Raw genomic sequence first — 7,697 nt, forward strand, 5'->3', positions numbered from 1 at the left:
TCACGTGAACAAGTTGTTGATTCCAGCTATTACAGTTTTGGCATTGCTCGGTGGTTGCGCCAGTGTTGAGCGGGGTTCTATCCCGGTGGTGGACTCCAGCACAACGGTGTCCAACAACGACCGGATCTCGGCCAATGGCGGCTTCCGTCAAACCGTCACCAAGCGTCCAGCCCAGGCTCAGGCGCAAGCTGTGCCTCAGGATTCGGGTGTAGTGGTGATGATCCCGGGCGGTGGTGCGGCTACCTCGGCACCGATCAGCACTCAGCCGTGGACCCCAGGCCCGAGCACCTCGGGTCCGATCGACTCCACGCCGATTCAATCGGCACCGATCAACCAGGGCACCTACAACATGCCGTCGACGCCAAGCGGGATTCCTTCTGCCAGCAGCGGCGGTGGTTTGTCCGCCGATGAACAGTTGGATGGCCCGGTGCTGGCGTTGCTCACCACAGCCCAACAGCAGCAGTCGGGCGGCGACTTGAATGGCGCATCGTCCAGCCTCGAGCGTGCCCAGCGCGTGGCGCCTCGCGAGCCGCAAGTGCTCTACCGCCTGGCCCAGGTTCGCATGGCCCAGGGCGATGCGCCGCAAGCTGAACAATTTGCCCGTCGCGGCCTGACCCTGGCCAATGGCCGGCCTGATCTGCAGGCCAGCCTGTGGAGCTTGATCGGCGACGCCCGTGAGAAGCAGGGCGATGCCGCCGGTGCCGCGCAGGCTCGTCAAAAAGCCAAGGTAAGCCTCTGATGGATGCACGCTTTCCGGCGATTGCCGAACAGTTGTTGTTGATTGAGCGCGAACTGCGCTTGCAGGGCTGGTGGGACGAAGTGTCCCCCAGCGCCGAAGCCTTGAGCAGTGTTGAACCCTTTTCCGTCGATACCCTGGACTTTCACCAGTGGCTGCAATGGATCTTTCTGACAAGGATGAAGCAGATCCTCGAGCAGGACCTGCCATTGCCCAATGCATCGGGGATTCTGGAGATGGCCGAGATGGTTTACGCCGATCGGCCCCTTGAGAGCCTTGGCTTGCGGACTGCGCTGAAAAAGTTCGACCAACTGATCGTCGACGCTCGTTAATTGCCTGGCTGCCGGTTTTTCCGGCAGTCTTGCGCATATTTCTACCGCTTTGCGCCATTCAGGCGAGTTTTATCCCTCCTCAAGCCCCTTTCTTCTGCGTTCTCATGCGCTTAGTTGGAAAAAAGCGCAATTATTGCTTGACTTGGAGGGGCTGAAACAGAAGAATCCAAAGTCCGCTGTAGAGGGACTGCCAGAAGCAGACCCACTCAGCAGATCATGAGGCGCACACCCGCGCCGACCTGTTACACCCGCAACGCGTTACCTCGCGCTGGGTGGGAAAATCCCGCAACACTTGGGACGCTCCCAATACTTGCTCAGTCAGTGCTGACGTAGTCGGCGACCACCGTCGCTCATGCTCTGCTGAGAAGTAAACCTATTAAGACCCGTCGGTTTTCAACGGACGGTATTCTGGCGTTTTAGAGGTGAACAACGTGGAGCTTTTATCTGGCGGTGAGATGCTCGTCCGCTTTTTGCGTGACGAAGGCGTCGACTATATCTACGGGTACCCAGGTGGTGCTCTGCTGCATGTCTACGACGCACTGTTCAAGGAACCGGCTGTTACTCACATCCTGGTTCGCCACGAACAAGCTGCTACCCATATGGCTGACGGTTACGCCCGTGCCACCGGTAAAGCCGGTGTGGTACTGGTGACTTCCGGCCCTGGCGCGACCAATGCCATCACTGGCATCGCGACGGCGTATATGGACTCCATCCCGATGGTGATCATTTCCGGCCAGGTGGCGAGCACCATGGTCGGTACCGATGCATTCCAGGAAACCGACATGATCGGTATCTCCCGGCCGATCGTGAAACACAGCTTCATGATCAAGCATGCCTCGGAAATCCCGGAAGTCATGAAGAAGGCGTTCTACCTCGCACAGTCCGGTCGCCCGGGCCCTGTTGTGGTCGATATTCCGAAAGACATGACCAACCCGGCTGAGAAATTCGAATACGTCTTCCCGAAGAAAGCCAAGCTGCGCTCCTACAGCCCGGCCGTTCGCGGGCACTCGGGGCAAATCCGCAAGGCGGCAGAAATGCTGTTGGCGGCCAAGCGTCCGGTGCTTTACTCGGGTGGCGGCGTGATTCTGGGCGGCGGTTCCGCACCGCTTACCGAACTGGCCAAGATGCTCAACCTGCCGGTAACCAATACCTTGATGGGTCTCGGTGCGTTCCCGGGTTCGGATCGTCAGTTCGTCGGCATGCTCGGCATGCACGGCAGCTACACCGCCAACCTGGCCATGCACCACGCTGACGTGATCCTCGCCGTCGGTGCGCGGTTTGATGACCGGGTGATCAACGGCGCGAGCAAATTCTGCCCGAATGCCAAGATCATCCACATCGATATCGACCCGGCGTCCATCTCCAAGACCATCAAGGCCGACGTGCCTATCGTAGGTCCGGTGGAAAGCGTACTGACCGAAATGGTCGCAGCGTTGAAGGAAATCGGCGAAGCCCCGAACAAGGATTCCGTTGCCAGCTGGTGGAAGCAGATCGACGAGTGGCGCGGTGACCGCGGCCTGTTCCCTTACGACAAGGGCGATGGCAGCGTCATCAAGCCGCAAACCGTGATCGAAACCCTGTGCGAAGTGACCAAGGGCGATGCCTTTGTGACCTCCGACGTGGGCCAGCACCAGATGTTCGCGGCGCAGTACTACAAGTTCGACAAGCCTAACCGCTGGATCAACTCCGGTGGCCTGGGCACGATGGGCTTTGGTTTCCCTGCGGCCATGGGTGTGAAGCTGAGCTTCCCGGATACCGACGTTGCGTGCGTCACCGGCGAAGGCAGCATCCAGATGAACATCCAGGAACTGTCGACGTGCCTGCAATATGGCTTGCCGGTGAAGATCGTCTGCCTGAACAACGGTGTACTGGGCATGGTCCGTCAGTGGCAGGACATGAGTTACGGCAGCCGTCACTCGCACTCCTACATGGAATCTCTGCCCGACTTCGTCAAATTGGTTGAAGCCTATGGCCACGTCGGCATGCGCATCACCGATCTGAAGGATTTGAAGCCGATGATGGAAGAGGCATTCGCCATGAAGGACCGCCTGGTGTTCCTCGATATTCAGGTCGACACCAGCGAGCACGTCTACCCGATGCAGATCAAAGACGGCTCCATGCGCGATATGTGGCTGAACAAGACGGAGCGTACCTAAATGCGGCACATTATCTCCCTGCTTCTGGAGAACGAACCGGGTGCTCTGTCACGTGTGGTCGGCCTGTTTTCGCAACGCAACTACAACATCGAAAGCCTGACCGTGGCGCCGACTGAAGACCCGACCCTGTCGCGCCTGACGTTGACCACCGTTGGCCATGATGAGGTGATCGAGCAGATCACCAAAAACCTCAACAAGCTGATCGAAGTGGTCAAGCTGGTCGACTTGTCGGAAAGTGCCCACATCGAGCGCGAGCTGATGCTGGTAAAAGTCAAGGCTACGGGTGCACAACGGGCCGAGATCAAGCGCACTACCGACATTTATCGCGGGCAGATCGTCGATGTGAGCGCCAGCGTTTATACCGTTCAACTGACCGGTACAAGCGACAAGCTGGACAGCTTCATCCAGTCGATCGGGACGGCCTCGATTCTGGAAACTGTACGCAGTGGCGTCACCGGGATTGCTCGTGGCGACAAAGTACTCAGCATCTAACTCAAATTTAGCGAATGGCCTTAAACGGCCTGGATATATAGAGGAACCTCATGAAAGTTTATTACGATAAAGATTGTGACCTGTCGATCATCCAGGGCAAAAAAGTCGCCATCATCGGCTACGGTTCCCAGGGCCACGCTCAAGCGTGCAACCTGAAAGATTCCGGCGTTGACGTGACTGTTGGCCTGCGCAAAGGCTCGGCCACTGTTGCCAAGGCTGAAGCTCACGGCCTGAAAGTGACTGACGTTGCTTCCGCTGTTGCTGCTGCCGACCTGGTCATGATCCTGACCCCGGATGAGTTCCAGTCCGCGCTGTACAAAAATGAAATCGAGCCGAACATCAAGAAGGGCGCCACCCTGGCCTTCTCCCACGGCTTCGCGATCCACTACAACCAGGTTGTGCCGCGCGCTGACCTCGACGTGATCATGATCGCGCCGAAAGCACCGGGCCACACCGTGCGTTCCGAGTTCGTCAAAGGCGGCGGTATCCCTGACCTGATCGCGATCTACCAGGATGCTTCGGGCAACGCCAAAAACGTTGCACTGTCCTACGCTGCCGGCGTTGGTGGCGGTCGTACCGGCATTATCGAAACCACCTTCAAGGACGAGACTGAAACCGACCTGTTCGGCGAACAAGCCGTACTGTGCGGTGGTACCGTGGAACTGGTTAAAGCCGGTTTCGAAACCCTGGTTGAAGCTGGCTACGCGCCAGAAATGGCCTACTTCGAATGCCTGCACGAACTGAAGCTGATCGTTGACCTCATGTACGAAGGCGGTATCGCCAACATGAACTACTCGATCTCCAACAACGCCGAATACGGCGAGTACGTGACTGGCCCGGAAGTGATCAACGCCGAGTCCCGTCAGGCCATGCGCAACGCCCTGAAACGTATTCAGGACGGCGAGTACGCCAAAATGTTCATCAGCGAAGGCGCAACCGGCTACCCTTCGATGACCGCCAAGCGTCGTAACAACGCCGCTCACGGTATCGAGATCATCGGCGAGCAACTGCGCTCCATGATGCCGTGGATCGGTGCCAACAAGATCGTCGACAAAGCCAAAAACTAAGTCGTACGTATCAAGGGAAAACGCGGCCTAGGCCGCGTTTTTTCGTTTGCGGGGCAGGTTCTGGTATAAAGCTGCATCGTTTGCGGGCGAACACTCGCCGCAAGTTTCTGTCGAAATTTTTCACACCGTTGCAAGGTAAAGTCCATGAGCGAACGTCCCGAAGAGCCAAACCAGGCCTCTGACGCCGAAAGCCTGCTACCGATCGATGAACATGTCGAAGAAGGGCATGATGCTGAAGGCCGTAAAGTCCGGCATCGTGGCATCTATCTTCTGCCCAATCTGTTCACCACTGCGAACCTGTTCGCGGGGTTCTATTCCATCATCAATTCCATGAGTGCCCAGAGCGCTCTGGCGGCCGGCGATGCTGCCAGTGCCAGCAAGTACTTTGGTTTTGCCGCGATCGCGATTTTTGTCGCGATGGTCCTTGATGGCCTGGACGGGCGTGTGGCGCGCATGACCAACACCCAGAGTGCGTTCGGTGCCGAGTACGACTCGCTGTCGGACATGGTTGCCTTTGGTGTGGCGCCGGCGCTGTTGGCATTTGCCTGGGCGCTGGGAGACATGGGCAAGGTGGGTTGGATGGTTGCCTTCATCTATGTGGCTGGCGCAGCACTGCGCCTGGCGCGCTTCAATACCCAGGTGGGGACTGCTGACAAGCGCTACTTCATCGGACTGGCCAGCCCGGCAGCCGCGGGCGTGGTGGCCGGTATTGTCTGGGCGTTCAGTGACTACGGTATCCAGGGCTCCAAGATGTCGTTCCTGGTGGCCTTGATGGTCGCGGCGGCCGGCATGCTGATGGTCAGCAACATCAAGTACAACAGCTTCAAGGAGCTGGACCTCAAGGGGCGTGTGCCGTTTGTGGCTATCCTGGCGGTAGTGCTGGTGTTTGCCGTGGTCTTCAGTGATCCACCGAGAATCCTGCTGTTGGCGTTCCTTGTGTATGCCGCGTCCGGCCCGGTGCAGTACCTGCTGCATCTTCGTCAGCGCAAAACGTTGCCTTAATGTAATTTCCCCCATACTCCGCAGTCTATTGGTGCATCTGTTCTCCAAAAGCTGCGGAGTTGCCATGTTAATCAAGATCCCCAAAGCGTCTGATTGCCAAGAATCGGACGTCACGCCCGAATCCCTCTATTTCTCTCGCCGCAGCTTGCTCGGTGGTGCGCTTGCCGGCATAGCTGCCAGCAGCCTGCCGCGTTGGGCCAGTGCGGATGATGCTGCGCGTTATGCCGATGTCGAGCCGGGCAAGGCGCCCGGATGGTTTGCCGAAAAACTGCCGGGTACAAAATGGCAGGCGGTAACCGTCAAGGATGAGGCGATCACTCCGTTCAAGGACGCAACCCACTACAACAACTTCTATGAATTTGGCACGGACAAGGGCGACCCGGCGGCTAATGCCGGGTCTCTGAAGACTGAGCCGTGGAGTGTGGTGATCGACGGTGAGGTCGCCAAGCCCGGGCGCTATGCGCTTGAAGACTTCATGAAACCGTATCAGTTGGAAGAGCGGATCTATCGTCTGCGCTGTGTAGAGGCGTGGTCGATGGTCATTCCATGGATGGGTTTCCCTATTTCGGAATTGCTCAAGCACGTCGAGCCGACCTCAAACGCCAAGTACATCCGTTTTGAGACCCTGCAGGATCCCAAGAGCATGCCGGGCCAGCGGTCCAGCTTCGCCTTGATTGACTGGCCTTATGTAGAAGGGCTGCGACTGGATGAGGCGATGAATCCACTGGCGATTCTGGCAGTGGGCATGTACGGCCGGGAACTGCCGAACCAGAATGGCGCGCCGTTGCGGTTGGTGGTGCCCTGGAAGTATGGATTCAAGAGCGTCAAGTCGATCGTACGCATCAGTCTGGTCAGCGAGCAGCCGAAAACAACGTGGCAAAGCATCGCCGCGAGTGAGTATGGGTTTTATGCGAACGTGAACCCTACCGTCGACCATCCGCGCTGGACCCAGGCTCGGGAGCGGCGCCTGCCAAGTGGGCTGTTCAGTCCTAATGTGCGCGAGACGCAAATGTTCAACGGCTACTCGGATGAGGTCGCCTCTCTTTATACGGGCCTCGACCTGCGGAAGAACTATTGATGCGCTACCCGATCTGGCGCGTCGGCGTCTTTATAGCAGCGGCAGTGTGGCCGCTGTTCTGGTTGTACGAGGCCTGGAGCTTTGCGCTGGGGCCTGACCCCGGCAAAGTGCTGATGGACCGGCTCGGGCTTGGCACCTTGATTCTGTTGTTGATCACCTTGGCAATGACCCCGCTGCAGAAACTCAGCGGTTGGGCGGGGTGGATCGTCGTGCGACGGCAGTTGGGGTTGTGGTGCTTTGCGTATGTTGTTTTGCATCTTGTGGCTTATTGCGTCTTTATCCTGGGGCTTGATTGGTCGCAGTTGGGTGTTGAGCTGCGCAAGCGTCCCTACATTATCGTCGGTACCCTGGGGTTCCTTTCTCTGTTGGTGCTGGCAGTCACTTCCAACCGCTACAGTCAGCGTCGCCTTGGTGCTCGCTGGAAGAAGCTGCATCGTCTGGTTTACGTGATTCTCGGGCTTGGTTTGCTGCATATGTTGTGGATCGTGCGGGCGGATTTAAAGGAGTGGGCTATCTATGCATCTATAGGGGCGCTGCTTTTGATCCTGCGGGTGCCACCTGTAATGCGCCGGATTCCCCGCCTTATTGCTAAAAAACCATCTTCTGCAACAAAAGCGTAATTAACCCTTGACGGCAGATTCTGGAAGTCTATAATTCGCCCCACTTCCGGCGCAGTCGAAACGGAAAACTCCTTGGTAAACAAAGAGTTATGTAGGTTTCGACAGCGAGCTGCTTCAGATCATCGAAGCCCAGAAGGAGTTGATAAGGTCGTGTAGTTTGGCCCTGTTAACGATTCGATCTTCTCGGTCGAAAGCGGAGAAAAAGAGGTGTTGA

Annotated in this window: 8 protein-coding genes; all 8 read left to right on the forward strand. The window is 57.5% G+C overall.

The window, feature by feature from the left end:
• Window positions 1-4: 4 nt before the first annotated feature.
• The 8 genes from M2400_RS15115 to msrQ all read left to right on the forward strand — a co-directional run bounded on the left by M2400_RS15115 (window position 5) and on the right by msrQ (window position 7,483).
• Window positions 5-739 carry a M48 family metallopeptidase gene (locus M2400_RS15115; protein ID WP_177042256.1) on the forward strand — a complete coding sequence of 245 codons (735 nt, stop codon included), beginning with the start codon at window positions 5-7 and terminating at the stop codon, window positions 737-739.
• Entirely contained in the window at window positions 739-1,068 is a 330-nt protein-coding gene (locus M2400_RS15120) for a YqcC family protein (RefSeq protein WP_003212129.1), read from the forward strand. The genes M2400_RS15115 and M2400_RS15120 overlap by 1 nt, the downstream gene beginning before the upstream one ends.
• Window positions 1,069-1,499: 431 nt before the next feature.
• On the forward strand, window positions 1,500-3,224 hold the full coding sequence (locus M2400_RS15125) for an acetolactate synthase 3 large subunit (protein ID WP_010174427.1): 1,725 nt from the start codon (window positions 1,500-1,502) through the stop codon (window positions 3,222-3,224).
• Window positions 3,225-3,716: an acetolactate synthase small subunit gene (gene ilvN / locus M2400_RS15130; protein ID WP_003176102.1), complete on the forward strand. Its 492-nt coding sequence runs from the start codon at window positions 3,225-3,227 to the stop codon at window positions 3,714-3,716. It abuts the gene before it with no gap.
• Between the two features lie 50 nt (window positions 3,717-3,766).
• On the forward strand, window positions 3,767-4,783 hold the full coding sequence (gene ilvC, locus M2400_RS15135; protein WP_003212125.1) for a ketol-acid reductoisomerase: 1,017 nt from the start codon (window positions 3,767-3,769) through the stop codon (window positions 4,781-4,783).
• A 144-nt stretch (window positions 4,784-4,927) separates the two neighbouring features.
• Window positions 4,928-5,785, forward strand: coding sequence for a CDP-diacylglycerol--serine O-phosphatidyltransferase (pssA, locus tag M2400_RS15140; RefSeq protein ID WP_177042258.1), 858 nt, complete (start codon window positions 4,928-4,930; stop codon window positions 5,783-5,785).
• Between the two features lie 64 nt (window positions 5,786-5,849).
• On the forward strand, window positions 5,850-6,863 hold the full coding sequence (msrP, locus tag M2400_RS15145; protein ID WP_177120107.1) for a protein-methionine-sulfoxide reductase catalytic subunit MsrP: 1,014 nt from the start codon (window positions 5,850-5,852) through the stop codon (window positions 6,861-6,863).
• Complete coding sequence (msrQ, locus tag M2400_RS15150) at window positions 6,863-7,483, forward strand: protein-methionine-sulfoxide reductase heme-binding subunit MsrQ (RefSeq protein ID WP_177115765.1); 621 nt, start codon at window positions 6,863-6,865, stop codon at window positions 7,481-7,483. Before msrP ends, msrQ begins: the two co-directional genes overlap by 1 nt.
• The last annotated feature ends 214 nt before the right edge of the window (window positions 7,484-7,697 follow it).

Source organism: Pseudomonas sp. BIGb0558, from assembly GCF_024807515.1.
In the GTDB taxonomy this organism is placed as follows: domain Bacteria; phylum Pseudomonadota; class Gammaproteobacteria; order Pseudomonadales; family Pseudomonadaceae; genus Aquipseudomonas; species Aquipseudomonas yamanorum_A.

What these genes read in the sequence shown, in the direction of transcription:
- ilvN (WP_003176102.1), top strand. Translation starts at nt 3,225, where the DNA reads ATGCGGCACATTATCTCCCTGCTTCTGGAGAACGAACCGGGTGCTCTG.
- M2400_RS15120 (WP_003212129.1), top strand. Translation starts at nt 739, where the DNA reads ATGGATGCACGCTTTCCGGCGATTGCCGAACAGTTGTTGTTGATTGAG.
- ilvC (WP_003212125.1), top strand. Translation starts at nt 3,767, where the DNA reads ATGAAAGTTTATTACGATAAAGATTGTGACCTGTCGATCATCCAGGGC.
- pssA (WP_177042258.1), top strand. Translation starts at nt 4,928, where the DNA reads ATGAGCGAACGTCCCGAAGAGCCAAACCAGGCCTCTGACGCCGAAAGC.
- msrQ (WP_177115765.1), top strand. Translation starts at nt 6,863, where the DNA reads ATGCGCTACCCGATCTGGCGCGTCGGCGTCTTTATAGCAGCGGCAGTG.
- msrP (WP_177120107.1), top strand. Translation starts at nt 5,850, where the DNA reads ATGTTAATCAAGATCCCCAAAGCGTCTGATTGCCAAGAATCGGACGTC.